The organism is Kangsaoukella pontilimi, from assembly GCF_009830125.1.
Classification (GTDB): Bacteria; Pseudomonadota; Alphaproteobacteria; order Rhodobacterales; family Rhodobacteraceae; genus Kangsaoukella; species Kangsaoukella pontilimi.
Window position 1 is genome coordinate 1,605,485 of sequence record NZ_WUPT01000001.1, and the last position, 23,671, is coordinate 1,629,155.

General features: G+C 62.8%; 26 protein-coding genes and 1 tRNA gene. 9 read left to right on the forward strand and 18 right to left on the reverse strand.

What is annotated here, in order from left to right:
* Nucleotides 1-3: 3 nt before the first annotated feature.
* Entirely contained in the window at nucleotides 4-774 is a 771-nt protein-coding gene (locus tag GQ651_RS08115) for a GNAT family N-acetyltransferase (protein WP_160763669.1), read from the reverse strand.
* Nucleotides 775-886: 112 nt separating this feature from the next.
* Nucleotides 887-1,069 (reverse strand): DUF3553 domain-containing protein, encoded by a 183-nt coding sequence (locus tag GQ651_RS08120; protein ID WP_160763670.1) that lies wholly within the window; start codon nucleotides 1,067-1,069, stop codon nucleotides 887-889.
* A gap of 48 nt (nucleotides 1,070-1,117) precedes the next feature.
* Between GQ651_RS08120 and GQ651_RS08125 the strand changes: the two genes are divergently transcribed.
* On the forward strand, nucleotides 1,118-1,711 hold the full coding sequence (locus GQ651_RS08125) for a histidine phosphotransferase family protein (protein WP_160763671.1): 594 nt from the start codon (nucleotides 1,118-1,120) through the stop codon (nucleotides 1,709-1,711).
* Here the strand turns inward: GQ651_RS08125 and GQ651_RS08130 are convergent.
* The 8 genes from GQ651_RS08130 to GQ651_RS08165 form a co-directional block, all read right to left on the reverse strand.
* Nucleotides 1,701-2,966: a glutamate-5-semialdehyde dehydrogenase gene (locus GQ651_RS08130; RefSeq protein ID WP_160763672.1), complete on the reverse strand. Its 1,266-nt coding sequence runs from the start codon at nucleotides 2,964-2,966 to the stop codon at nucleotides 1,701-1,703. The two genes, GQ651_RS08125 and GQ651_RS08130, sit on opposite strands and share 11 nt — an antisense overlap.
* 93 nt (nucleotides 2,967-3,059) lie before the next feature.
* Nucleotides 3,060-4,160, reverse strand: coding sequence for a glutamate 5-kinase (proB, locus tag GQ651_RS08135; protein WP_160763673.1), 1,101 nt, complete (start codon nucleotides 4,158-4,160; stop codon nucleotides 3,060-3,062).
* Nucleotides 4,148-5,182 carry a GTPase ObgE gene (gene obgE / locus GQ651_RS08140; RefSeq protein WP_160763674.1) on the reverse strand — a complete coding sequence of 345 codons (1,035 nt, stop codon included), beginning with the start codon at nucleotides 5,180-5,182 and terminating at the stop codon, nucleotides 4,148-4,150. Before obgE ends, proB begins: the two co-directional genes overlap by 13 nt.
* Nucleotides 5,179-6,210: a GNAT family N-acetyltransferase gene (locus GQ651_RS08145; RefSeq protein WP_160763675.1), complete on the reverse strand. Its 1,032-nt coding sequence runs from the start codon at nucleotides 6,208-6,210 to the stop codon at nucleotides 5,179-5,181. The genes obgE and GQ651_RS08145 overlap by 4 nt, the downstream gene beginning before the upstream one ends.
* Before the next feature lie 4 nt (nucleotides 6,211-6,214).
* Nucleotides 6,215-6,754, reverse strand: coding sequence for a GNAT family N-acetyltransferase (locus tag GQ651_RS08150; RefSeq protein ID WP_160763676.1), 540 nt, complete (start codon nucleotides 6,752-6,754; stop codon nucleotides 6,215-6,217).
* A gap of 159 nt (nucleotides 6,755-6,913) precedes the next feature.
* Nucleotides 6,914-7,183, reverse strand: coding sequence for a 50S ribosomal protein L27 (gene rpmA / locus GQ651_RS08155; RefSeq protein WP_160763677.1), 270 nt, complete (start codon nucleotides 7,181-7,183; stop codon nucleotides 6,914-6,916).
* Nucleotides 7,184-7,188: 5 nt separating this feature from the next.
* Nucleotides 7,189-7,851 carry a 50S ribosomal protein L21 gene (locus GQ651_RS08160; RefSeq protein ID WP_160763678.1) on the reverse strand — a complete coding sequence of 221 codons (663 nt, stop codon included), beginning with the start codon at nucleotides 7,849-7,851 and terminating at the stop codon, nucleotides 7,189-7,191.
* A gap of 202 nt (nucleotides 7,852-8,053) precedes the next feature.
* Nucleotides 8,054-8,875 carry a DUF2059 domain-containing protein gene (locus GQ651_RS08165; RefSeq protein ID WP_160763679.1) on the reverse strand — a complete coding sequence of 274 codons (822 nt, stop codon included), beginning with the start codon at nucleotides 8,873-8,875 and terminating at the stop codon, nucleotides 8,054-8,056.
* Nucleotides 8,876-9,002: 127 nt separating this feature from the next.
* Here GQ651_RS08165 and GQ651_RS08170 point away from each other — a divergent pair.
* The 6 genes from GQ651_RS08170 (at nucleotide 9,003) to GQ651_RS08195 (ending at nucleotide 12,451) form a co-directional block, all read left to right on the forward strand.
* Nucleotides 9,003-9,092: transfer RNA gene (locus GQ651_RS08170), tRNA-Ser, on the forward strand.
* Between the two features lie 109 nt (nucleotides 9,093-9,201).
* Nucleotides 9,202-10,056 carry an endonuclease/exonuclease/phosphatase family protein gene (locus GQ651_RS08175; protein ID WP_227257995.1) on the forward strand — a complete coding sequence of 285 codons (855 nt, stop codon included), beginning with the start codon at nucleotides 9,202-9,204 and terminating at the stop codon, nucleotides 10,054-10,056.
* Nucleotides 10,057-10,378: 322 nt separating this feature from the next.
* A complete protein-coding gene (locus GQ651_RS08180; protein WP_160763680.1) occupies nucleotides 10,379-10,621 on the forward strand; it encodes a hypothetical protein in 243 nt (80 codons plus the stop codon).
* A gap of 69 nt (nucleotides 10,622-10,690) precedes the next feature.
* Nucleotides 10,691-11,101 (forward strand): DUF7282 domain-containing protein, encoded by a 411-nt coding sequence (locus GQ651_RS08185; protein ID WP_227257996.1) that lies wholly within the window; start codon nucleotides 10,691-10,693, stop codon nucleotides 11,099-11,101.
* Nucleotides 11,102-11,225: 124 nt separating this feature from the next.
* The gene (locus GQ651_RS08190) at nucleotides 11,226-11,768 is read left to right on the forward strand and encodes a sigma-70 family RNA polymerase sigma factor (RefSeq protein ID WP_160763985.1); all 543 of its coding nucleotides are present in this window, start codon (nucleotides 11,226-11,228) and stop codon (nucleotides 11,766-11,768) included.
* The gene (locus GQ651_RS08195; protein WP_160763682.1) at nucleotides 11,765-12,451 is read left to right on the forward strand and encodes an anti-sigma factor; all 687 of its coding nucleotides are present in this window, start codon (nucleotides 11,765-11,767) and stop codon (nucleotides 12,449-12,451) included. Before GQ651_RS08190 ends, GQ651_RS08195 begins: the two co-directional genes overlap by 4 nt.
* A gap of 249 nt (nucleotides 12,452-12,700) precedes the next feature.
* Here GQ651_RS08195 and GQ651_RS08200 read toward each other — a convergent pair whose 3' ends face one another.
* From GQ651_RS08200 to uraD, 6 genes are read right to left on the reverse strand one after another with little or no spacing between them, the layout of a single operon-like run.
* Nucleotides 12,701-13,063 (reverse strand): hydroxyisourate hydrolase, encoded by a 363-nt coding sequence (locus GQ651_RS08200; RefSeq protein WP_160763683.1) that lies wholly within the window; start codon nucleotides 13,061-13,063, stop codon nucleotides 12,701-12,703.
* Complete coding sequence (locus GQ651_RS08205) at nucleotides 13,060-13,971, reverse strand: BMP family protein (protein ID WP_160763684.1); 912 nt, start codon at nucleotides 13,969-13,971, stop codon at nucleotides 13,060-13,062. The genes GQ651_RS08200 and GQ651_RS08205 overlap by 4 nt, the downstream gene beginning before the upstream one ends.
* A 53-nt stretch (nucleotides 13,972-14,024) precedes the next feature.
* On the reverse strand, nucleotides 14,025-14,981 hold the full coding sequence (locus tag GQ651_RS08210; RefSeq protein WP_160763685.1) for a Bug family tripartite tricarboxylate transporter substrate binding protein: 957 nt from the start codon (nucleotides 14,979-14,981) through the stop codon (nucleotides 14,025-14,027).
* A gap of 3 nt (nucleotides 14,982-14,984) precedes the next feature.
* Entirely contained in the window at nucleotides 14,985-16,526 is a 1,542-nt protein-coding gene (locus tag GQ651_RS08215; protein WP_160763686.1) for a tripartite tricarboxylate transporter permease, read from the reverse strand.
* A 1-nt stretch (nucleotide 16,527) separates the two neighbouring features.
* The gene (locus GQ651_RS08220) at nucleotides 16,528-17,016 is read right to left on the reverse strand and encodes a tripartite tricarboxylate transporter TctB family protein (protein WP_160763687.1); all 489 of its coding nucleotides are present in this window, start codon (nucleotides 17,014-17,016) and stop codon (nucleotides 16,528-16,530) included.
* A complete protein-coding gene (gene uraD / locus GQ651_RS08225) occupies nucleotides 17,013-17,606 on the reverse strand; it encodes a 2-oxo-4-hydroxy-4-carboxy-5-ureidoimidazoline decarboxylase (protein ID WP_160763688.1) in 594 nt (197 codons plus the stop codon). The genes GQ651_RS08220 and uraD overlap by 4 nt, the downstream gene beginning before the upstream one ends.
* Before the next feature lie 66 nt (nucleotides 17,607-17,672).
* On the opposite strand from uraD, the gene GQ651_RS08230 reads away from it, so the two are divergent.
* Together GQ651_RS08230 and GQ651_RS08235 are read left to right on the forward strand one after the other, a co-directional pair.
* Nucleotides 17,673-18,629 (forward strand): LysR family transcriptional regulator, encoded by a 957-nt coding sequence (locus tag GQ651_RS08230; protein WP_227257997.1) that lies wholly within the window; start codon nucleotides 17,673-17,675, stop codon nucleotides 18,627-18,629.
* A gap of 483 nt (nucleotides 18,630-19,112) precedes the next feature.
* Entirely contained in the window at nucleotides 19,113-20,156 is a 1,044-nt protein-coding gene (locus tag GQ651_RS08235) for an exo-alpha-sialidase (RefSeq protein ID WP_160763689.1), read from the forward strand.
* A gap of 140 nt (nucleotides 20,157-20,296) precedes the next feature.
* Here GQ651_RS08235 and GQ651_RS08240 read toward each other — a convergent pair whose 3' ends face one another.
* Together GQ651_RS08240 and GQ651_RS08245 are read right to left on the reverse strand one after the other, a co-directional pair.
* Nucleotides 20,297-20,740 carry a c-type cytochrome gene (locus GQ651_RS08240; RefSeq protein ID WP_160763690.1) on the reverse strand — a complete coding sequence of 148 codons (444 nt, stop codon included), beginning with the start codon at nucleotides 20,738-20,740 and terminating at the stop codon, nucleotides 20,297-20,299.
* Nucleotides 20,741-21,162: 422 nt separating this feature from the next.
* Complete coding sequence (locus GQ651_RS08245; protein ID WP_160763691.1) at nucleotides 21,163-23,607, reverse strand: heavy metal translocating P-type ATPase; 2,445 nt, start codon at nucleotides 23,605-23,607, stop codon at nucleotides 21,163-21,165.
* Nucleotides 23,608-23,671 lie beyond the last annotated feature (64 nt).

A 23,671-nucleotide genomic window follows, 5' to 3' on the forward strand; every position in this document is an offset into this window, starting at 1 on the left:
GGCTCACAGCCGGGATTTTCCGTAGATCGCCCGAGAGCGGGCATTCAGCCGCTCCATATCCATAACGAGGCAGACATCGATCGTGTTGAACTGGTGGTCGATATAGGCGCCGTCGCCCACGAACCCGCCGAGCCGGAGGTAAGCCTTGATCAGCGCAGGAACGTCGCGCATCGCCTTGGCCTTGTCGATCTTGTCACGCGCGACAAGGTTCATCGGCTGGTACTCACGGGCGCGGACGCGCAGCTCGCGCGGGGCCAGATGAGCGTGGTAGAGAAGCGAGAGCGAAGGTGCGATGGCTTGCGGATCGCGGCCATGGAAACTGGCCACGCCGAACAGAACCTCGATTCCGGTCTCCTCGACATGCTGGGCCAGTGCGTTCCAAAGCCGGTAGACCGCCGTCCCGCCCCGGAAATCGGGGTGCACGCAGGAGCGCCCGAGTTCCAGCAGCTTCCGGCCCGAAGATTTGAGAGGGGTCAGGTCGTATTCGCCCTCGCTGTAGAACCCGCCGAGCTTATCGGCGATCTCGCCATCCATCAGACGATAGACGCCCACCACATGTTCGAGCGCCGCCTTGTCGCGTCTCGTGTCAATGAGAACGAGGTGACGGGCGTGGTCGTCGAAACGGTCACGCTCGAAGCGGCCCTCGTGATCGACAAGGGAGCCGTCGCCGCCCAGTTCCTCGACGAAGACAGTATAGCGCAGACGCTCGGCAGCGAGGCGGTCAGCCTCTGACAGGGCGAAACGCGTGACAAGGTGGCTGTCGTCTTCTTGCATGGCCCTCGGGGCGGGTCGTGACGGTTCAGGCCTTCTATGTGCAGGCCCCGCGCGATGCAACGGGGCGTCATGCGAATTGCCCACACGCAATGGTTGTGCTAGACCCGTCGGGTCAGGCATCGAACACGGGGATGAGGCCGATGCGTTTTCCATCAATGACGACCTTCCCTTCTTCGGGGAAATTCACCGTGACGGTGCCGCCGATATTGGATTGCACCTGCCCCGTGCCCCAATCGGGCCGGTCGGGGTGCCGGACGAGCATTCCCGGCTCGAGAAGTGAAGTCATGTCGGTCATAGCGGTCCTGAGGTGATCAAGATGGGTTTCGAGAGGACAGATAGCACGATGAGCGGGATTGACCTCAACGCATTGATCGGATCGCGGATTTGTCACGACCTGATCTCTCCCCTTGGCGCGATCGGCAACGGTGTGGAGCTGCTGCAGATGTCCGGACAGGCGCAGGGTCCGGAGCTGGCGCTGATTTCGGAATCGGTTGAGAACGCGAATGCGCGGATACGCTTCTTCCGGGTCGCCTTCGGGGCCGCATCGGCCGAGGCATCCATGGCACGGAGCGAGATCATGGGGATTCTCGACGCCACCTACCGCTCGGGCCGGGTGTCGGTCAGGTGGACGCTCGACGGCGACCGGCCACGCCGCGACGTCAAGCTGGCCTATCTGGCGATCCAATGCGTCGAGGGCTACCTCCCCCGGGGCGGCACGATCACGGTCAGCGAAACGGGCAATGCCTGGCGCGTGAGCGGTCACGGCGAACGGCTGAGGGACGATCAGATGCTCTGGGAACTCGCCCGCGGCCGGGCCATGCCCGAGCGGCTGCCCGCGTCCGACGTGCACTTCGCGCTATTGCCTCTTGCGGCAGGAGATGCCGGGCGCTCACTCTCGGTCGCGCTCGGCGAGGATACGGTGACCGTCAGCTTCTGACGGTTCCGTCGCCTGTCACCAGATACTTGAAGCTGGTAAGCTGCGCCGCGCCCACGGGGCCGCGCGCATGCATCTTGCCAGTAGCGATCCCGATCTCCGCGCCCATGCCGAACTCGCCCCCGTCCGCGAACTGGGTCGAGGCGTTTCGCATCAGGATGGCGCTGTCCAGCCTCTGGAAGAAGCGGGCTGCGGCGGCGTCATCCTCGGTGATGATGCAGTCGGTGTGGTTCGAGCCATAGCTGCGGATGTGCTGGATCGCCGCGTCGACATCGTCCACCACCCTGGCGGCGATGATCATGTCGAGAAACTCGCGGCCCCAGTCGTCATCCGTGGCAGGTGTCACGCCGTCGATCTTCTGGAGCATCTCGTCGCCCCGCACTTCGACACCGGCGTCCAGAAGCGCCTTGATGACGCCCTGCCCGATCGTGTCGACGATATCGCGGTGGATCAGCAGGCATTCCGCCGAGCCGCAGATGCCGGTGCGCCGGGTCTTGGCATTGATGACCACCTTAAGCGCCTTTTCGGGGTCGGCTGCGGCGTCGAGATAGACATGCACGATCCCTTCGAGATGGGCGAAAACGGGCACGCGGGCCTCGCGCTGGACAAGCCCGACAAGGCCCTTGCCCCCACGGGGCACGATCACGTCGATATGGTCGGTCATGGTCAGCATCTCGCTCACCGCCGCACGGTCGCGGGTGGGCACCCGCTGGATCGCGGCGCGGGGCAGCCCGGCCTGCTCCAGCCCGTCCACAAGGCAGTCATGAATGACGCCGGACGAATGGAAGCTTTCCGAGCCGCCGCGCAGGATCACGGCATTGCCGGACTTGAGGCAAAGCGCCCCCGCATCCGCGGTCACGTTGGGCCGACTTTCATAGATCACGCCGATCACGCCAAGGGGCGTGCGGACGCGCTGGATATGTAGCCCAGAGGGCCGGTCCCATTCGGTGATGATCTCGCCCACCGGATCGTCCTGCGCCGCGACGGTGCGGAGTCCGTCGCAGATTGACCTGATCCGGTCCTCGTCGAGGAACAGACGGTCGAGCATCGCGTCGCTCAGACCCTTTTCACGGCCGAACTCCATATCCTTGGCATTGGCGCTGACAATCTCGCCCCGGCGCGCCCAGACGGCATCGGCGGCGGCTTCCAGCGCCTGACGCTTGACCTCGGCCGGCGCGAAGGCGAGCTCAGCCGCGGCCGCTTTCGCCTTGCGGCCGATTTCCATCATGATTTCATGGATATCGGATGCGTCTTTCATGTGTCCGGTCCTTCTGGGTTCGTCAGAGTGTAAGGGAAGTTTCGGCGTCCCGCCAGATTTGTTGACGTTCGCACCGAGCCACGACGCGCTATGCTACACCGCCATGTCGTCGCGATGGATCAGCGCCGCGCGGCCCGGATAGCCGAGGATCTCTTCGATCCGATCCGAGCGCTGGCCCTTGATCGCGTCAGCCTCGTCGGAGGTGTATCGCGCAAGCCCGAGCGCCAGCCGCGCCCCGTCCGGTCCGACAATATCGACGGGGTCGCCCCGCCCGAAGGCGCCGGTGACCTGCATAACGCCGGCAGGCAGAAGCGACTTGCCCTGACCGAGCGCCCGCGCCGCGCCCGCATCGACCACCACGCGCCCCCTCGGCTTCATCGCGGCGATCCAGCGCTTGCGGGCAAGCTGGGGGTCGGTCTCGGGCGCGAACCACGTGACAGGCGCGCCTTTTTCGATCTGTTCCAGAGGGTTATCGGGCGACCCCAAAGTGATTACCATGGCCGCCCCACCCGCCGTCGCAGTCTTGGCGGCCATCAGCTTGGTCTTCATCCCACCCTTGGAGAGACCCGTCCCGGCATCGCCTGCCATCGCCTCGATCTCGGGTGTGATCCGGTCGATCACGTCGAAGCGGCGGGCGGTCGGGTCGTCCTTGGGGTTGGCGGTGTAGAAGCCGTCCACGTCGGAGAGCAGCACCAGCACATCCGCCCCCACCGTCACGGCGATCTGCGCGCCAAGACGGTCGTTGTCGCCATAGCGGATCTCGTCGGTGGCGACCGTGTCGTTCTCGTTCACGATGGGCACGACGCCGAGCGACAGAAGCTGCTCCAGCGTCGCGCGGCTGTTGAGATAGCGGCGGCGGTCACGGCTGTCTTCCAAGGTCACAAGGACCTGTGCCGTGGTGATCCCGTGGGGCTGAAGCGCCTCTTCATAGGCGCGCGCCAGCCGGATCTGCCCCACCGCCGCCGCTGCCTGGCTTTGCTCCAAGGGCAGCGTCCCGGTGGGCAGGTTCAGGACCGCGCGGCCAAGCGCGATGGAGCCGGACGAGACCAGAATGACCTCTGCCCCCCGCGACCTGAGCGCCGCCACATCCTCGGCCAGGCTGTTGAGCCAGCGCGCCCGAAGCGCCCCGTTCTCGACCAGCAGCGCCGAGCCGATCTTGACGACGACACGGCGGGCCGCGCTCAGGGACGCCAAGGCTCGTCCTCCTTGTCGGCGTCGCGGGCCAGCTTCCGGTCCTTCTCGATTTTGGCCCGGACGGCCCGCAGCACCTCGGTCAGACCTTCGCGGCTGACGCCCGACATGGCCAGAACCGGGCCGGCCACCGCCTCGAGCGCTGCGATGCGCTCGGCGCGCTCTTCGTCATCCAGCGCGTCGATCTTGTTGAGCGCCGTGATCCGGGGCTTGAAGGCCAGCTCGCCGCCATAGGCTTCAAGCTCGGTGATGATGGTCTGCCAGTCTGCGGCCACATCCTCGGACGTGCCGTCAACGAGGTGCAAAAGCACCGAACAGCGCTCGACATGGCCAAGGAAGCGGTCGCCGATTCCCCGCCCCTCGTGGGCGCCTTCGATCAGGCCGGGGATATCGGCCATGACGAATTCCGCTCCGTCGACGCCCACCACACCGAGGTTCGGGTGAAGCGTGGTGAAGGGATAATCCGCAATCTTGGGCCGCGCGTTTGACGTGGCGGCGAGGAAGGTGGACTTGCCCGCATTGGGCAGACCCAATAGCCCCGCATCCGCGATGAGTTTAAGGCGCAGCCAGATCTCGCGTTCGACACCGGGCTGGCCGGGATTGGCGCGGCGGGGCGCCTGATTTGTCGAGGATTTGAAATGCAGGTTGCCGAAACCGCCATTGCCGCCCCTGGCAAGACAGACACGCTGGCCCACCTCGGTCAGGTCGGCGATCACGGTCTCTTCGTCCTCATCGAGGATCTCGGTGCCCACGGGAACGCGGAGCACGATATCGTCGCCATCCTTGCCCGTCCGCTGCCGGCCCATGCCGGGCTGGCCGTTCTTGGCGAAAAAGTGCTGCTGGTAGCGGAAGTCGATAAGCGTATTCAGCCCCTCGACCGCTTCGGCCCAGACATCGCCGCCGTCACCGCCATCTCCGCCATCGGGGCCGCCATATTCGATGAACTTCTCGCGACGGAAGCTGATGCATCCGTTGCCGCCCGATCCGGAGCGGATCGTGACGCGGGCAAGGTCTAGAAATTTCATACCGGCACCTTCAGGCTGTCGCGCGTCACGGCGTAGGTTATCACGCGGCAAGGCTCAAGCCTTGCTTGCGATGTGGAGACGTCTTCGCCAGTGACATCGAAGCCCAGTTTCCGCAAGACCACGCCCGATGTGGGGTTGTCTTCGAAATGGTCCGCAACGATGCGGTTCACGGGAAAACGCATGAAAAGCTCGGGCATGACCGCCGAGAGCGCCTCGGTCATCAGCCCCTGCCCCCAGGCGTCCGGCGCAAGAGCGTAGCCGACGCTGAGAGGCAGCCCCCCGAAGCCGACCCAGCCGATCATCCGGTCGCCCTGCTCGACCGCGAGGGTAAAGCCCGGATAACCGCGCCAGATGCGGCGGGGCATGTCCGCCCGCGCCTCGTCCAGCGTCATGTCGGGCTTCACGCGGCCGAGATTGCGCGCGACCTCGCGCACGGTAAGCGCTTTGAAGGCGGGCGCGTCGTCCAGCGTCAGGGGCCGGATCGTCAGGCGCGGCGTATAGAGCGTGAAGTCCTGCCGACGCTCCCAATCCGCGCGGGTCAGCGAGACGCGAAGCGCGGTCACCCTCTGGCTGAGCGCGCGGGCATCCCGCTCGACCCGCTCTACGGGGCGGAAGCCGAGTGCGGTCAGGATCGCTGCCGAGCGGTCATTGCCGTCGAAGACATGGGATAGAAGCGTTCCGGCCTCCGGGTCGGAAAACCAGTGCGCGACGATGGCGTGGGCCGCTTCGAAGCCATACCCCTTGCCCCACGCGGGCCGGGCCAGCCAATATCCGAGCTCGTCCTCAATCCCGCCCACACCGATCAGCCCATGTGCATTGCAGATCGCCCAGACCTTGCGCCGCTCTTCGCGGACACGGTTCAGGAACCACCGCGCATCGGCGCGGCCATAGGGATAGGGCACGACGGCCAGCCATTTGGACACGTCGAAATTGCCGACGCCCTCCACGATGGCGTCGGCATCGGTCATTTCGAGGGGCCGGAGCGTCAGCCGCGGCGTCCTCAGTTCGGGAAGCGCCGCGTGTGACATAGGCTCACTCCAAACGCTTCAGATAGGTCCAGGTTGGTACGATATGGGCACGTGCGACGGAATAGGCTTCGGCATCGCCCAGATATTCGAAACCCGTGTTGGTCAGGACGCGGGCCGAGGCCGGGTTATCCTGAAACACGCTGGCGAACATGGTTTTGTCGCCGCGCGGGTTGGCCGCGACCAGCGCGCGCACCGCTTCCGAGGCAAGACCCGTGTTCCAGAAGGCGGGAACCACCCAGTAGGCGATCTCGGACTGCGCACGGTCCATGCGTTCGAGCGAGATCAGGCCCAGCATCGTGCCCTGTCCCGACTGGCTGCCATCCATGACCCAGACGTCCTCGTCCCGCTCTTCTGCGGTGGCGCGGGCCACGAAGCCCTCGATCGCGCCGGGGGGCAACGGATGGGGGATGTCGCGCGTCATGCGCGCCACGCGCTCGTCGGCGCAAAACATTTCAAGGGGACCGCTGTCGGATTTGCGCAAGGGGCGCAGGATCAACCGTTCGGTGTCGATGACCGGCTGGTTCGGAATGGTTTCAAGTTGCACGGGGCTTCCTCCTTCGCCTCGTCACAGGTCTTGCGCCCCCTCACAGCGCAGAACCATTAAGAAATGCGTACCGGGATGGCGGCGCGCAAGCCGATCCCTGAAAAGTGAAGGGGGACCGGCGCGCCGATCCCCCTTTGAATGTGTCTCTAAAGGATCAGCTTATTCTGCGGCCTCGGCCACCGGCATTACCGAAATGAAAGTGCGGCCCTTGAGTCCCTTGCGGAACGTCACCGCGCCTTCGACGGTCGCAAAGATCGTGTGGTCACGGCCCATGCCGACGCCTTCGCCCGGCCACCACTTGGTGCCGCGCTGACGCGCGATGATGTTGCCCGGGATCACGGCTTCGCCGCCGAACTTCTTGATGCCAAGACGACGACCGGCTGAGTCGCGACCGTTACGGCTGGAACCACCTGCTTTTTTATGTGCCATCTCGCTTACTCCTTACCTTCGGCGTAGGCTTTCGCCTGCTCGACCCAGCCTTCACGCTCGATACGGCCCTTGAACGACAGCTTCTCGTCGAATTCGGCGACGTCGGCCTCGGTCCAGGATGCGATCTGAGCGAAGGTGGTCACGCCAGCGTCATTCAGTTTCTTCTCAAGCGCCGGGCCAACGCCCGACAGCTTCTTGAGGTCGTCCGCACCGGCGGCGTCGGCCTTGGGCGCGGCTTTCTTCGCGGCGGGCTTTTTCTCCGACGACGCGGCGACGGCAGCGGCCGCACCGGCGGCGACTGCAGCAACACCGGCAATTGCCAGGCCAGCACCGATCGCGGCTTTGACGCCCGACTTGTCGGCGCCCTTTTCCATGACCTCGGTCACCCGCAGAAGCGTCAGCTGCTGGCGGTGGCCCTTCGTGCGCTTCGAGCCGTGCTTACGGCGACGCTTCACGAAGTGGATGACCTTATCACCCTTGATCTGGTCGATGACCTCGGCCTGCACGGCCGCACCCGACACGAACGGGGTGCCGATGGTGTTGCCCACCATCAGAATGTCGTTGAATTGAACTTTTTCACCGGCATCGGCCGCGATCTTTTCCACGCGGAGCACATCGCCCGCCTGGACCCGATACTGCTTGCCACCGGTCTTCATGACCGCAAACATAAGGTCTTTCCTTTTCGCTTCCGCGTCCTTCGGCCCCCGGGGTTACCCGGTGTTCCCGGCATCTCGCCGCCTCGAACTGCGCGCCCCGGTCGGGGCGTCCTTCAAACATGAAAGGCGGGCCACGCCCGCCAGAGGCCCGGCTTATTGACCGGAGCCGGTCACAAGTCAAGCCCCGTAGGACCTGAATCCGCCCCTTTCGGCGTCAAAGCTCTTCGCTTTGACCGAAGCGCACCGTCGCTCCGCCGAGCAGATAGGAGATCTCGTTGAAAACGTCATCGAATCCCTCGAACAGCGCCCGGTTGAGCGCGCGTCCATGAGGCGATCCGGCAAGCGCCGTGTAGGCCTTGAGATCGTCGTCTGACAAGGGCTCATAGGCCATGCCCAGATAGGCGAAGACCCATGTGCTGGTGTCTGCCCGGATATCCGGTTCCTGCGCCCAGACCTCGGCCAGAAGCTCTCTTTCCGGCAGCGTCACGTCGCCGGCATCGGCCAGCCCCTGATAATAGGCGACGCTGGCGTTCATCGCGCCCATCACATTCAGCTCGATCAGGTCGTTGGCGTCGACGAAACCCTCGATCAGGGCGCGCCGGTCGGGGTCGTCGTCGATCAGTGCCTCGGCGGCGCGCTCGGCGGCATCCTCGACATCGGGGTTCAGAAGGGCCTCGCGCGCAGAGAGTTCGAGCTCAACGATCTGCCGCCCCCGGTCGGAGCCGAAGAAATCCAGAAGCGGGCCGACATCGGCATCCGCCAGAACCGCGTCGAACTCGACGCGGAACGTTTCGGCCATGCGGGCGGTGTCGTAGATGCGGCTGGCCATCGGCGTGAAGGACCCTGCCCCGTCGCCGAACATGTCCGAAGCCATCTCCCCGGCCTGCTCCATACCCTCGATCCGCATGATCTCCAGAAGGCGCGGCGTGCCGATCGCCGCGTAAAGCGCATCGAGCTCGGCCTCGCTCGCGGCATAAGCAGGCGCGGAGACGAGAACCGCCAGAACGGCGGCCCTGATCGTCGGTGTCACGGCCATATCGAACCTCCCTAGGGACAAGGGAAATCTAGTCCCTCCCCCGCTTGCATCCAAGGCTTTCCGCAACATTGAGCGAAAGGGGTTGCGCGACCGGCACGGATAGCTATAAGCGCGGCCTGACCCCCGCGGAGAGGTGCCGGAGTGGTCGAACGGGGCGGTCTCGAAAACCGTTGTTCTCGCAAGGGAACCCAGGGTTCGAATCCCTGTCTCTCCGCCACTTTCCATTGAATTTTTTAGTATTTTGGATGAGGTCCAATCCGGGTTGCCAATTTCAAAGGCCCCCGCGTCATATCGCGTTTGCAGCGAAAGTCTGCTTCGAGCCCAACTTGCTTCTTTTCTTCGTTGCAGCGAATGTCCGCTCCAAGAACAGGGAGCAAGCAATGGAGATCATGTGTCTCAATGGCTGGGGAGGAAAGCTCCATGAAGCACTACTGCCATATCTCGCCGGGACGGCTCCCGATATTCTGTGCCTGCAGGAAGTCATCCATAGCCCAGCATCTCAAAAAGACTGGCTGACTTATCGTGACGGCGATCACGTTCTGCCGCAACGCGCCAATCTTTTTCGTGACGTCAGCGCCGCTCTGCCGGAGCATCTCGCAATCTTCTGTCCGGCAGCGCAAGGGGTGCTTTGGGACGATGATACCTCGATCCCATCGCAATGGGGTCTTGCGACCTTCGTACATCGCTCTTTTCCGATCATCGGACAGGTGCAAGGCTTTGTTCACAAGAACTATTCCCCTGTTGGTTATGGCGATCACCCGCGCTCACGCAGCGCGCATGGTGTTCGGGTATGGGACTATAACGCCAACCGCGCCGTCAGCATCACCCACATGCACGGTCTACGCGACTTGAATGGAAAGATGGACACGCCAGAACGTGAAAGGCAGGCGCGGAAGCTGCTCGAAATGTCGCACAATCTCGCGGAATCAGACGATCTCACAGTGATCTGCGGCGATTTCAACGTAGAGCCGGACAGCGAAACGCTTTCGATTCTAAGTAGTGCCGGGCTGAACGAACTGGTAACGGGGCGCGGCTTCGACAGCACACGCAACACGCAGTACAAGAAGCCGGGGCGCTTTGCCGACTACATGCTCATCGACCAAATAGATGCAGTGAGGGACTTCGACGTGATCCAAGATCCCGAAGTGTCGGACCACTGCCCGCTTGTTTTGGAGGTTTAGCCAGCACGACAGCGGACGTTCAGTTCAGCAAGGTATTGGACAGCTTCGTCCCGCGTATCAGACATTAGCGCGCACCGCGCATTCGGTTCTAGGACCGTGCGCTGACGGGGCTGTTTCGGCACTCACAGTACAAACATGGGCGCGACGTATGAACGCCCCGCAGCCGCCACCCGCCATGTTGGTCAGCTGTTGAGGCCGGCCTGACCCGAAGACGGGCCACGCCGCAGTCTCAACAGCTCAAAAAACTTTTTTTGCCGTCGCTGAAACTCTCCTGCGGCCGGTCACGTGTCTTCGTCGATCAAACCAGAATGGAGGAAAGATCATGAAGACCATTTCCGCAGTTGCATTCATCGCCCTGCTGGTCGCCGGTGCGGCTCATGCCAAGGGACACGACCAGAACAACGATCTGACGCTCGACGCGGATGGAAACATCCTCACCGACGGCGATCCCGGTGCGAATGTCGGTGGCGAAACCGTCGGGCCTGCACAGACGCTCGGCAAAGGCGAAGGCAACGACAAGAACGAAGGCAAAGAGCGGGGCAAATCGGCCTCTGCCGGACGCTGAGCACAGACTGAAAAACGACAGGGGATGTGCGGACCGCACGTCCCCGGACAAACAATGATTGGAAATCAAATGACACGTATTCTTCTGACCACGTTTTTCGCCACGGCATCGACCGCAGCTCTTGCCGGAGGGCATGCTGCGCCCATGGTCATGGCCAGTGATCAGTCGGTCGCCAACGGCATCGTCTCCGCGGAAAAGATCGTCGCCCCCGAAAACGGCTGGCTGGTCGTCCACCGTACCGATGCCGATATGGCGCCGGGCGTTGTCGTCGGTCACGCACCGATCCGCAAGGGCGAGACGGCTGACGTCGCCGCGATCCTAACGGAAGAGGTCGCCGCCGGGGACATGCTGATGCTCATGGTGCACGCCGAGAACGGCGGCATGGCGACCGGCAGCTTCGAGTACACTCTTGGGGCCAAGGAAGATGGGCCGATCCGAGTGGATGGTAACCTTGTGATGAGTGTGATCACCGCGCAGTAACGCGCGACATCAACTTGCCCAAGCGGCGCCGCGTCCCCGGTGTACCCGAGGGCGCGGCGTTGTTATGTTTGACTTCCGGGGTTCCCAAGATAGCTGCTTCCATGATGCGGCTGAATGCAGGGCCATGACCTCAATCACTGACATAGAAGCGATGATCGCGCGTGTCGCACTGCGAGACCGCGCTGCTTTCGCCGCGCTTTACGATGCGACAAGCGCGAAACTATTTGGTGTGTGCCTGCGTGTCTTGAACAACCGAAGCGAAGCGGAAGACACCCTGCAGGAGGTATATCTGCGAATCTGGGCCAAGGCCGACACCTATGCCGTCACAGGTCACTCCCCCATGACCTGGCTGATCACCGTGGCGCGAAACCTTGCGATTGATCGCCTCCGCAAACGTAAGCCGGAAACGGCACCGCCGGGCGATATGGACGAATTGCCCGCCTCCGCGCCCGGGCCCGAGGCTGTGGCAATGGAAAGATCCGAGAGAGCCCGAATTGCGGCCTGCCTCGAAGAGCTCGACGAGGGCAAGGCGGATGCAGTCCGTTCGGTCTACCTTGATGGGCTGACATATCAGGACCTTGCGACACGCCATGACGTGCCGCTCAATACCATGCGAACATGGCTGCGCCGCAGCCTGATCAAACTGAGGGAATGTCTGACGCGATGAGCGCACCCGACGACGCATATGACGACGAGGCCCTCGCGGCCGAGTACGTCTTGCATCTTCTGGATGCCGACGCGCGGCGGGCGTTCGAGGACCGTCTCCGCGATGACCGTGCGCTTCAGGACATGGTCTATCGCTGGGAAGGGGAATTGGCGCCGCTATCCGAAGAAATCGCTCCAGCTGCGCCGCCACCTGCGCTGAAGTCCAAAGTCATGGAGGCGGTTGGGCCGTCGCGTGAAAGATCGCCGCTCCAGAGCATCTGGTCCCTCGTGCTGGGCGGTGCGGTTGCCGCCGGACTTCTCGGTTTCCTGATGTTCGGTGACGTCCTGCGCGGTCCGGCGGACCTGACGCCCGAATTCGAGGCTCGGCTTTCAGCCGGAGACGGATCCGTCATCCTCGTGGCACAGGTCATACCAGCGACCCACGAGATCGTGGTCGAGCGCGTGGCCGGCGGGCCGCCCCCTGGCCGTGTGCATGAGCTTTGGCTTATCGCTGAAGGCGCAACTGCGCCTGTCTCGCTCGGTGTGTTGCAGGACGAGGGTGCGACACGAATCCGTGTACCGGACGACATCGCGCCTGGCGTGCGCACTGGTACGGTCGCCATTTCCGATGAGCCGCCGGGAGGGTCTCCGACAGGGGCACCCACGGGCAGTGTCATTGCCACGGCCACTTTCGTAGATATCTGACCAAGCTGGCCGACGAAGGGGCTCAGGATGGCGATGCCGGCCAATAGAACCCTCCGGCGCCGGCGGTTTAATTCGTCATGCAAACGTCGACCTTCGTTCGAAAAAGCATCATGTGAGGGCCAAGGACGCAAGGCGTCCGCTGTTCGAAACTGCTCGATCCGAACGCTGAGCGGACAATTCGAGTTCGGCCGTAGCCAGGTTCGAAGTCGGGCAGCTTGATTAGGCCGGAGTTTCCGTCTGATGCGCGCCTCAGGCCCCGCCGCGAAACAGCGAAAACCCCCATGGCGTGAACTTGAACGGGATGTGGAAGTGTTCGGCGACCTTGTCGATCCCGAAACGGAACACCGCGTCCTCGACAAAGGCGGGATCCGGCAGGTCGATGCCGTGACTTCGGTAGAATGCCGAGACGCCGAATGTCACCTCATAGAGCCCCCGGGTGACTCCTTCGCCTTCGGAAACAGGGTGTATGAAATGTCCATTGGTCGCGCAGACGCCGCGTGCGATCTCGACTGCGTCGGGGGAGAGGCGTCTTAGGCAAACCGACAGGCCATTGGCCGGAACTCCATGAGCCACGTCGACGGCATGGATCGAAATGCCCCCCGCGTCAGTCATGCCGCTGCCTCGAATTCGGGCCCCTCGTAGACAGCATCGATAGTCACAGTACCAACAGCAATCTCGCCAGCGAGGTCCTCAACTTCCTGTCTGATGTAATCGGGGACGTCACTTGCCATGGAGAGGCTCACGGCCTTCTCGCCAAGCCCCAATTCGCGGATCTTGCCCGGTCGTACACCTTCACGAATGTCGTCGATCGCTAGCTCGACACCAAGGTCGATCCTTGCGACGGCAGACGCGACGAAGACGTCCGGATCGATCTGACACCAGTCGACGGCGTTTCCGATCTGTCGCATGCCGGTTGCACGGCAAGCGCGGGTAGCGCCATCGCGTGCGGCGTTAAGCATTGTGAATAGAACATCCGCACCATCGCCCGCGATGCCCCGTGCCCAGTGCTCGGTCACCGCGCTGTCATCCTGCGTCCCGCAAAATCCGGTAACGAGTCGAATGGATTTGTCCGCGTGCCGCACGCCCGCCGCGAAGGCGGCCCGGCCTTTCAGACCGGGAACGACGCGATGGCCTGACAGGTGGCCGACCGTCCCCGTCCGCGTCATGCGCGCCGCGAGCACCCCGGCAAGAAATGCCGATTGTTCCTGTAGCACGTCATAGCTAGCAAGGTTGGCACCCACGACGTTTCCCTGCACGACGGCAAAGGCACGGTCGGGAAATTCAGTCGCGATGTCCGGTGTGACCCGATTGCCTTGTCCGCCGATGAAAACCACACCGTCGGACCGTGCAGCGGCCTTGCGGAGTGCTCTTTCCATCGCGCCTGGGTCATAGGGGATGCCGCTTACGACCTCGATCTCGTCACCTCTGCTATCCCGCTGCAGGCGCTGCGCGCCTTCGAGTGCACACGCGTTGAACCCTGTATCATGGAGTTCTCCGACGAATATGACTGAAATCTTCATGCCGTTTCTTCCGCGAGATTGCGGAGCGCCGGAGCGCTCCGCGCATGGTCTCTTTAGCCGTTGACGTTTGCGGCCTTGATGAGCGGCTCCCAGGTAGAGATCGTTCCTTCGACGAAGGTGGTGAACTCCTCCGAAGACATCGGCGTATGAGCGACGCCAAACTGCGCCAGGCGTTCGATCACCGGCTCGAGCTGCATGATCGCGCCAACGGTTTCGTTGATGGTTTTGACCATTTCCGGATCCATGCCCGCGGGGCCGGAGAGACCGGTCCAGTTCTCGATGACGATATCGTGGCCAAGCTCCCGGAAGGTCGGGATGTCGGGGAAGGCACTGGACCGCTCAGGTGCAGCAAGTGCGATCGGCTGCGTCGCGCCTTCGGTGATCAGATCGCCATTCAATGCGACCATGTCGTAATAGGCTTCCAGAACGCCTGCGCGAAAGTCCTGAATGGCCGGTGCGCTGCCCTGATAGGGAACGTGGATCTGCTCGATGCCAAGTTCGATATCGACGGCTTTTCCAAGGATATGCGTGATCGAGCCGACCCCGGAGGACCCGTAGGTGATGCCGTCACCTTTGGCCTGTGCGATGTAGTCGTCGAGTGTGGTGATGCCGGAAGCCGGCTGCACGAAGAGTGCGGGCGTCGACGCTCCCAGATACGCGATATGGGTGAAATCGCCCATCGGATCGTAGGGCAGGTTGTCGAACTGGGTCGGTGCGATGGTGAAAGGCGCGTTGTTGCCGAGAATGAGCGTGGTGCCGTCCGGCGCCTGCTCGGCCACATAGTCGGCGGCGACCGTACCACCCGCGCCGGGCCGGTTGTCGACCACCGCTTTCTGGCCGTACTCGCTCTCGAAATACTGGGCGAGCACACGGGCGATCAGGTCACTGGTTCCGCCCGGCGGGAAGGTCACGACGATCCGGACAGGTTCATCCGTCCACTTGCCGGGATCGGCGTGGACCGGGGCTGCGAGAAGAACGGTGGCGGCGCCAAGGATGAGAAGATGCTTCATGGTTCAGGATTTCCCTTGTTGGAGGTCGGAAGTTTCGGTGACGGCGTGCGCCCTCTGGCGGGCGCGCCGCGCCTTCATGCCGGAGTAGAGCGCATAGACGAGGAGGAGCGCAGTGATCGCGATGAGCGTGCCACTGATCGGTCGGGTCAGAAAAACCGTGGGGTCCCCGCGCGAAAGCAGCATGGCGCGGCGCAGTTGCTCTTCCATCATGGGCCCAAGAACAAAACCGATCAGAAAGGGCGCGGGCTCAAAGCGGAACAGCCGCATCAGGTAACCCGCCCACCCGAAGACCAGCGTCAGCCAGACGTCGAAGACGTTGTTGTTCAGCGAGTAGACGCCCACGCAGATCAGCACGATGATCGTGGGGTACATGTACTTGTAAGGAATTTTCAGAAGCCGGACCCAAAGGCCGATCAGCGGGATGTTCAGGATCAGAAGCAGGATGTTCCCGATCAGGAAGCTCGCCACGAGGCCCCAGAAAAGGTCGGCATGATCTACCAGCAGCCGGGGCCCCGGCACGATGCCGTACATCATCAGCGCACCGATCACGAGCGCCATGGACGCGCTGCCCGGCACACCGAGCGTCAGCGTTGGAATGAAGGCGGTTTGCGTGGCCGAGTTGTTCGCGGCCTCGGGCACCGCGACACCCTCGATCGCGCCCTTGCCGAAACCGGCACGGTTCGGGGAAACCTTCTTCTCGACGGCATAAGCGACGGCCGAGGCCACGGTCTGACCGGTTCCCGGTAGCGCCCCGAAGAAGCTGCCGATGCCCGACCCGCGCATGATCGGGCCGAACATGGCCTTCCATTCGGCGCGCGACGGGTAGAATTTCTTGTAATCGATCTCGTTCTGGAATGCGCCGCTCGCATTCGCGCGGATCGAAACGATCAGCTCGCCCACTCCGAAAAGGCCCATCGCCACGATCACGAGGTGAACACCGTCGCGCATCTCGGGGATGCCCATGGTGAAGCGCTCGGCGCCCGTGGTGATGTCGACGCCGACCGTTCCCAGCATGAGGCCGGCGACAACCATGGTGATCCCCTTCAGCGGGCTGCCATTCGACACGGCCGAAGCAGCGACAAGGCCCAGGAGAATGACCGCAAAATATTCGGTCGGTCCGAAATTCAGGGCGAGCTCGGCCAGTCCCGGCGCAAGCACGGCCATGACGATCATGCCCACGATGCCGCCCCCGAACGAGGCGATTGCACTTGCGAATAGCGCGATGCCCGCGCGACCGTCGCGCGCCATGGGATAGCCGTCGATACAGGTGATCGAGGATGACGGCGTGCCGGGGATATTCATCAGGATCGAAGCGATCGATCCCCCGTATTCCGCGCCGTAGTAGACACCGGCGATCATCACCAGAGCCGATGTGGGCTCAAGGTAGAAGGTCAGTGGAAGGATCATCGAGATCGCGGCCATCGACCCGATGCCGGGCAGCACGCCGATGAAGGTGCCAAGGAAGACGCCGACGAAGCAATAGAGCAGGTTCTCGGGCTGCAGGGCAACGAGAAGGCCGTTTCCGAAACCGGAGATAATCTCCATCTCACAGCCCTCCGAATGGGGCGAAAGGCAGGCCTATCAGACCGATGAAAAGCGCCCAGCAGGCCAGTGACACCAGCGCCCCGAGGATAATCTTTCCGACAATCGGCAAGGACGGGTCCGGCACGCTGGCCGTGATAACCGTCAGGAAAGCGCCGGGAACGAGACCGATCCGACCGACGGTCAGCGCAAATATGGCCAGAGCGGCCCCGATGGCCGCAAAGGAAATCCAGTCAGGGCGCTCTGCGTCAGAAGTATCTCTGAGATCACTTGCGATGACGACGAGCGAAAGAACCGCAAGAATGAAGCCGGTGATGACCGGGAACGCACCGGTTCCAAGGCGGCGCGGCGATCCGACGCCAAGCTCATAGCCCCCAAGAATGAACACGATGCTCAGGATCAGAAGCGCAACTCCGCCGAGCGCGCCAAGGTAGGCATGCGGCGGTCGCGCTGTGTCTTCGCTTCTGCGCAGGCGGAGCAAGAGATCTTTCATGTCACTTCACCGTCGGAATTCGCGCTGGTAACGGTCGTCGGCTCCAGTTCCCGCGAACTCCGGTCCGTGCCGGTCAGCTTTTTAAGGCGCGCCTTCATCACGGAAACGACCTGATCAAGCGCGCGCGCCAGTTCCTCGCCGGGCTCCGCGGCGATCCGGCTCTCGAACTGCGCGATCACGCTTTCGAGGCTGTCATGTTCGTGAAGGGCAATGATGAACGGATAGCCGTGCCGGCGCGAGTATTGCCGGTTGAGATCGGTCAACTCTGCCGCTGCCACGGCGTCGAGGGCCAAAAGGTCGAGCCGGCCCTGCTCGCTCTGCGACGCCGACGTCATGTTTGACGGATCGGGCGGTGAAAGTTCGGGATGGGCGCAAAGCAGATGCAGCGCTTCGTCCCGCGAAAGGCTTCGCACTTCTGTGTCGAGCCAGGCCGCCAGGTCGTCTGCGTTCCTGAAAGGGCGGGCTTGCGCCGCGCGATGGGCCAGCCAGGTCGAGCGCTCGACAATCCTGTCCATCATGGCCGTGGCCTGACCACTGGTCGCCCGATTGAGCGCATCGATTGAAAAGGCGAGCGGCGCGGTGCCCTGCATCTGAACCCCCAGAACTGAGGGAATGCTAGCGCCGGCCAAGCGTTGCCAACAATTTCAAAATCATCCATGCTGCATTCGCAAAATGGCAATGGTGGGAGAGATGTAGTGGCGTTGCACGTCCTGCCGCGGGCGCTGAATTACCTTGAAACGGTTGCTCGGCTCGGGTCGATCCAGGCTGCTTCACGGTCTCTGGGGATTGCTGCCTCGGCGATCGACCGACAGATCATTGCCTTGGAGGAAGGATGCCAAACACCTCTATTCGAGCGGCATGCACGGGGTATGCGGCTGACATCGGCGGGAGAGGCCGCGGTGCTTCTCGCCCGTCGATGGCGCGCTGACGAGGAGCGCCTCGAAGAGACGATCCGCACGATGCGAGGCGAGCAATTCGGAACAGTTCGCCTTGGCGCAATGGACAGTCTCGTGAACTCGATCCTGCCCGACCTCGTGTCTACTTTCGCGGAGCGATACCCGCGGATCCGTTTTTCCGTCGACATTCTTACGCCGCAGGATGCCGCCCACGAACTTGAAATCGGCAGCATCGACCTTGCTCTGGCGTTCAATCTTCCCGATGACCGGTCACGGCATGTTCTTTGGTCTGCGCCCTTGCCGTTCGGATGCGTTGTGGGGCGCGGCCATAGCCTTTGGGACTGTCCGCGAACGACTCTCGGCGAAGCGGCGAAACACCCATTGGCCGCCCAGAGCCGCGTCCTGCCCGTGCGCGAATATCTCGATAAGCGCTTTGGATGGCTGTTCGATCCGGCGGAGCCGGCGTTGGTCACGAACTCGCTTCAGTTCATGAAGCAGATGCTTGTCGGTGGAAAGTATCTCGCGATCACTTCGCAATTGGATGCGCTGAGCGAATTGGAGAACGGTACGCTCCGGTTCGTGCCGATAACCGATCAGAACCTTCGCCCGCAGTCCATCAGCGTCGCCGTCGATGCGCGCCGTCCATTGTCGCGGGCGGCGCGTTTGGTTGGAGAGGCTCTTGCCGATACGCTTTCGACCAGACTGGAAGCCATTTGACTGTTTGTCGAAGTGCTCGACTCCTCTGACCGCCCACAAAAAGGCCTGCAGTCGTAAAAGAAACGAGCGTCCGATTTCGGGGCTGAACCGGTCCCCCTTCCGGCCAAACGCGGAGCCTGCCCAGGGCGACTTGTTACAATTCGTCTCCGACGCTTTCATCAGATCAGAAACGTGCCCGTCATGCGGAAATGACTGAGCCTCACGAACACAGACTGAAAGACCCACCTCGTGACGAGAAGATTTTGGAGATTTGACGGCTTGGACATCGTGGCGTCTTCGTCCGGGCTTCTTGCAACACCGGACATGCGGTAAAGTGCGGAGATGTTAAGGATCATCGCCGGTATACTCGTTCTCTTGGGCTTGGCTTGTTCAGTCGCTGCCGAGGAATTGGCCACTTTCGAGGAGTTCCAATTCCCGGGCAGTCCAGACGCACAAGAGCCGTTTCTGCATGCGACCGCGGACGGTCGTCTCCTGATGAGTTGGATGGAGAGGTCTGGACGTGGCACATCCGTCAAGATCGCCAGCCTTGAGAACGGGCAGTGGGACGAGCCACGACTTGTGACGACGTCCTCCTCTCTCTTCGTCAACTGGGCCGACTTCCCGTCCGTCGCAGAGTTCTCCGACGGCACGCTCATTGTTCACTGGCTGCAAAGAGCGGGAGCATCAGCCTACGCCTATGACGTGCGCATCGCTCTTTCCGACGACAACGGCGACACATGGTCGACACCGATGGCACCCCACAGGGACATGGTGCAGGCCCAGCATGGCTTCGTCACTCTGGCGCCCTTTCAAGACAAAGTGACCGCCGTTTGGCTCGACGGGCGAGCCTATGACGGCGACCTCGTGGAAGAGGGCGCACAATCCGGGCAAATGCAGCTTCGTTCGGCAGAGATCTCGTCCGATGGCGGCATGGGTTCCGAAATCGCCGTTGATTTCACGACCTGTTCCTGTTGCCAGACAGCAGCGGCCATCGCCGGGGATGAACTGCTGGTTGTCTATCGCGACCGTACGGAATCCGAGGTTCGCGATATTTCTCTGGTGCGTTTGCACGAGGGCGCTTGGTCCGTCCCCCGAACCGTCCACGCGGACAATTGGGAGATTTCCGGCTGTCCGGTCGACGGTCCGTCGATTTCGGCGCAAGAAAAAGAGGTTGCAGTGGCCTGGTTCACCGGGGCCGGAGACGAACCTGCCGTGAAAGTGGCGTTTTCAACTGACGGCGCAAGCAGTTTCGGAGACCCGGTGCGGGTCGATATGGGCGAGCCCGTCGGGCGGGTGAACACGGCGATGCTTGCCGATGGAACGACACTTGTCTCCTGGGTCGAATGGCAGGGGTCGAGCGAAGTCCTGCTGGTTTGCCATGTTACAGCCGATGGATGCGGCAAGACCCACCGACTGGTCGAGAATTCGGAAGGCAGTTCGATGAATTTCCCGCAGATGGCGGCTACGGCAGATGGTATTTTCGTGGCCTGGACGCACCCGCTGCCCGACGGTCGCGATACGGTCAGGATCATGAGGTCCGCGCGCTAGACCGGGACAGGGTTGTTGCAACTCGATGGAGTGCCGGGGCGTGTCGGCATGATCTGCGCGCGCCCCCGCAGTTCTGCCGGATTGTGCCGGTTACGGGGCAAGAAACACCTGCCAAAGGCCGGCTATCCGGCCGGAGACCCTTACAGGATGCCGTTGGCCGTCTGAAGTGCCCGAATATACGCAACGATCGCGGCGACATCGCCTTGGGTAAGGCCATCGATCGGCGGCATATTTCCGAAGTTCCAGTGATGCGCCCTGACGCCGTTCTGCGTGGCCAGCCAGAATGCGGCATCCCCATGGTGGCCGGGCTCGTAGATCTTGTGGACGAGTGGAGGGCCTGATCCATCGACGCCAGCGGCGTTCTCTCCATGGCATGCAATGCACTTCGCTTCAAACGCCCGCTTGCCCATCACGGCGATGTCGGTCAGCGTCTCCGGCAACCTGACCTGGACAAGCGCCGCACCCGACGGAGCGCCTTCGGAAGTGACAGTGGAGCCACTTTCGTTTGAGCCGTCCCAAGTCAGAAATACCCCGGCCGCGAGTGCGAACGCGATCGCCAGAGCCATGTAACCGAGCTTGCCCATGCAATTTCCTAGCCGTGAAGAAGGCATCTGTACGTCCGACGACCTTCAGGTGCCTTCTCTACCCGAAAACCGAACGATTTCAACGTAATCCCCAGGCCAAATTCCTGCCCCGGCACCATTCTGCGAAAGCGTCGTTTCGACAATGTGCATCGCGCTGAGCGGGGAATGGCGCATTGGTAAAAGGGCATGGGCTTCGGAAGTCTTTCTCCTGATGTCGATATCTTCTGCTCCTGCCTCATCGAGACGACGGTCCTCGATCTAGAGGTCTACGAGAAGGAAGCCGAGTTTGCTCCGCAGAAGATGGTGTGCCGACACTGGCAGAGCGCCTTTGTCGGCTCCCCGCCCGGCCCGGCCTCCGCTGCTTAAACGCCCTGAATGTCCGTGTTCCATCTCTTCAGCTTTCCGGCAGTGTCAGTTCCGCTTCAAAGTTTCAGGCCGCGCAGTCTCAGCGCGTTTCCGATGACCGAGACTGACGACAGGCTCATTGCTGCTGCGGCGATCATTGGCGAAAGCAGCACTCCGAGGATCGGATAAAGAATTCCGGCCGCCACCGGAACGCCGGCCGTGTTGTAGACGAAGGCAAAGAACAGGTTCTGCCGGATGTTGCGCATCGTCGCGTGGGCAAGGCGCCGCGCGCGAACAATGCCGTTCAGGTCGCCTTTTACCAGCGTGACACCGGCGCTTTCCATGGCGACGTCCGCACCGGTGCCCATGGCGATCCCGACATCTGCCGCAGCGAGGGCGGGCGCATCATTGACGCCGTCGCCCGCCATGGCGACACTCAAGCCGTCTTTGCGGAATGCTTCGACCAATGCGCCCTTCTCCTCCGGGCTGACCTCGGCACGAACTTCGTCGATACCAAGCTCCCGCGCGACGGCTTCGGCGGTGCGACGGCTGTCGCCCGTGGCCATGACGATCTTGATGCCTTCCTCGTGCAGCGCCCGGATGGCGTCGGGAGTCGAGGCTTTGATCCGGTCGGCGACGGCCACGATTCCGGCAAGCTGACCTGCAAACGCCAGAAGCATCGCCGTTTTGCCCTCGGACTGAAGAGCGGACATACGATCTTCGATGGCTGAGATGTCGACACCCAGATCCGACATCAGGGCAGGATTCCCAAGCGCAACGTCCTCACCCTCGATCCGGCCTTTCACACCCTTGCCGGTCACTGCCTCGAACTCCTCCGCACGCAGCTCAGGCACCGATCGCTCGGTCGCACCGGCAAGGATGGCTTCGGCCAGGGGATGCTCGGACCCACGCTCCAGCGCGGCAGCCAGCGTCAGAATACGGGCATCATCAACATCGCCCAGAGCAATGACGTCGGTCAGGCTGGGCTGCCCCTCGGTCAGCGTTCCGGTCTTATCCACGATCAGCACGTCTACGCCCGCGAGACGCTCCAGCGCCTCGGCGTCCCGGATCAGGACGCCGGCCTGAGCGCCACGCCCAGTGGCAACCATGATCGACATCGGCGTCGCAAGACCGAGGGCGCAGGGGCAAGCTATGATCAGAACGCTGACCGCCGCCACCACCGCATAGGCAAGCGCCGGGCTCGGCCCCGCGAGAAGCCAAACGAGAAAGGCAATCGCGGCCACAGCGACGACGGCCGGCACGAAGTAGCCCGCCACGCGGTCCGCCACCGCCTGAATCGGCGCACGAGACCGCTGCGCCTGCGCAACCATGTTGACGATCCGAGAGAGCACCGTGTCGCTGCCGACCGCGACAGCCTCCATCACGAAGCTGCCCGACTTGTTCATTGTGCCGCCCGTCACTGCATCGCCTGGCGACTTCTCGACCGGCACCGGCTCACCTGTGATCATGCTTTCATCGACGGCCGAGTGACCCTCTGTCAGATGCCCGTCCACCGGTATCGCTTCGCCCGGACGCACCCGCAGCCGGTCACCGGAGGTCACGGCGTCGAGGGGTACGTCCTCCTCACCCGCCTCCGTGACCCGGCGCGCGGTCTTGGGCGCCAGATCGAGGAGCGCACGTATCGCGTCGCCCGTACGGTCGCGCGCGGCAAGCTCCATCACCTGCCCGACCAGGACGAGGATCAGGATCACCGCCGACGCCTCGAAATAGACCGGCGGCAAACCGTCCATGCCCAGAAGACTATCGGGGAAGACGCCTGGCGCGATTAGTCCCACAACGCTGAACAGATACGCGGCCCCGGTGCCGAGCATGATCAGCGTCCACATATTCGGGCTTCGGTTCACGACCGACGCCCAGCCGCGCTTGAAGAACACTCTTGTCAGCCATAGAACCGGCGTCGCCAGCAGGAATTGAAGCCAGACAAAGGCGCGATGTCCGATCCATTCATCGAAGGGGATGCCCACATGGGTGCCCATCTCCAGCGCGAAGACGGAAAAGGCCAGCGGTCCGCCAATCATCAGTCGCCGCTTGAAATCCACCAGCTCCGGGTTCGGCCCTGCGTCCGCCGTCGGCATCATCGGCTCCAAGGCCATGCCGCAGATAGGACAATCGCCCGGCCCCTCCTGCACGATCTCGGGGTCCATCGGACAGGTATAGAGCGTCCCCTCTGGCATCGGTTCAGGCTCCGGCCTGTCCCCCAGAAACTGCTGCGGCTCGGCCTCGAACCTCTCCTGGCAGCGGCCCGAGCAGAAGTAGAACCTTTCGCCGTCATGCTTCGACATATGCTTCGCGGTGGCGCGGTTCACACTCATGCCGCAGACGGGATCCTCAGCTTCGATATAGGCGCCGGGCTCCGCTACGAACTTCTCAAGGCAACGCGAACTGCAGAAATGATAGTCATGCCCGTCATGGGTGTGGGCGGGCTTTCCCTTGGTCGGATCCACGGTCATTCCGCAGACCGGATCGCGAATAATGGCGGCATCTGAATGTGCGTCGGACATGGCGTTCTCCTTCGAGTCGGAGGACAGATAGGGCTTCCAGTTACTAGAAGGTCAACCCCGCGAT

Coding starts and splice junctions, on each gene's coding strand:
- GQ651_RS08115 (WP_160763669.1), bottom strand. CDS start 774: ATGCAAGAAGACGACAGCCACCTTGTCACGCGTTTCGCCCTGTCAGAG.
- GQ651_RS08120 (WP_160763670.1), bottom strand. CDS start 1,069: ATGACCGACATGACTTCACTTCTCGAGCCGGGAATGCTCGTCCGGCAC.
- GQ651_RS08125 (WP_160763671.1), top strand. CDS start 1,118: ATGAGCGGGATTGACCTCAACGCATTGATCGGATCGCGGATTTGTCAC.
- GQ651_RS08130 (WP_160763672.1), bottom strand. CDS start 2,966: ATGAAAGACGCATCCGATATCCATGAAATCATGATGGAAATCGGCCGC.
- obgE (WP_160763674.1), bottom strand. CDS start 5,182: ATGAAATTTCTAGACCTTGCCCGCGTCACGATCCGCTCCGGATCGGGC.
- GQ651_RS08145 (WP_160763675.1), bottom strand. CDS start 6,210: ATGTCACACGCGGCGCTTCCCGAACTGAGGACGCCGCGGCTGACGCTC.
- rpmA (WP_160763677.1), bottom strand. CDS start 7,183: ATGGCACATAAAAAAGCAGGTGGTTCCAGCCGTAACGGTCGCGACTCA.
- GQ651_RS08160 (WP_160763678.1), bottom strand. CDS start 7,851: ATGTTTGCGGTCATGAAGACCGGTGGCAAGCAGTATCGGGTCCAGGCG.
- GQ651_RS08165 (WP_160763679.1), bottom strand. CDS start 8,875: ATGGCCGTGACACCGACGATCAGGGCCGCCGTTCTGGCGGTTCTCGTC.
- GQ651_RS08180 (WP_160763680.1), top strand. CDS start 10,379: ATGAAGACCATTTCCGCAGTTGCATTCATCGCCCTGCTGGTCGCCGGT.
- GQ651_RS08185 (WP_227257996.1), top strand. CDS start 10,691: ATGACACGTATTCTTCTGACCACGTTTTTCGCCACGGCATCGACCGCA.
- GQ651_RS08190 (WP_160763985.1), top strand. CDS start 11,226: ATGACCTCAATCACTGACATAGAAGCGATGATCGCGCGTGTCGCACTG.
- GQ651_RS08195 (WP_160763682.1), top strand. CDS start 11,765: ATGAGCGCACCCGACGACGCATATGACGACGAGGCCCTCGCGGCCGAG.
- GQ651_RS08200 (WP_160763683.1), bottom strand. CDS start 13,063: ATGACTGACGCGGGGGGCATTTCGATCCATGCCGTCGACGTGGCTCAT.
- GQ651_RS08205 (WP_160763684.1), bottom strand. CDS start 13,971: ATGAAGATTTCAGTCATATTCGTCGGAGAACTCCATGATACAGGGTTC.
- GQ651_RS08210 (WP_160763685.1), bottom strand. CDS start 14,981: ATGAAGCATCTTCTCATCCTTGGCGCCGCCACCGTTCTTCTCGCAGCC.
- GQ651_RS08215 (WP_160763686.1), bottom strand. CDS start 16,526: ATGGAGATTATCTCCGGTTTCGGAAACGGCCTTCTCGTTGCCCTGCAG.
- GQ651_RS08220 (WP_160763687.1), bottom strand. CDS start 17,016: ATGAAAGATCTCTTGCTCCGCCTGCGCAGAAGCGAAGACACAGCGCGA.
- uraD (WP_160763688.1), bottom strand. CDS start 17,606: ATGCAGGGCACCGCGCCGCTCGCCTTTTCAATCGATGCGCTCAATCGG.
- GQ651_RS08230 (WP_227257997.1), top strand. CDS start 17,673: ATGCTGCATTCGCAAAATGGCAATGGTGGGAGAGATGTAGTGGCGTTG.
- GQ651_RS08235 (WP_160763689.1), top strand. CDS start 19,113: ATGGAGAGGTCTGGACGTGGCACATCCGTCAAGATCGCCAGCCTTGAG.
- GQ651_RS08240 (WP_160763690.1), bottom strand. CDS start 20,740: ATGGGCAAGCTCGGTTACATGGCTCTGGCGATCGCGTTCGCACTCGCG.
- GQ651_RS08245 (WP_160763691.1), bottom strand. CDS start 23,607: ATGTCCGACGCACATTCAGATGCCGCCATTATTCGCGATCCGGTCTGC.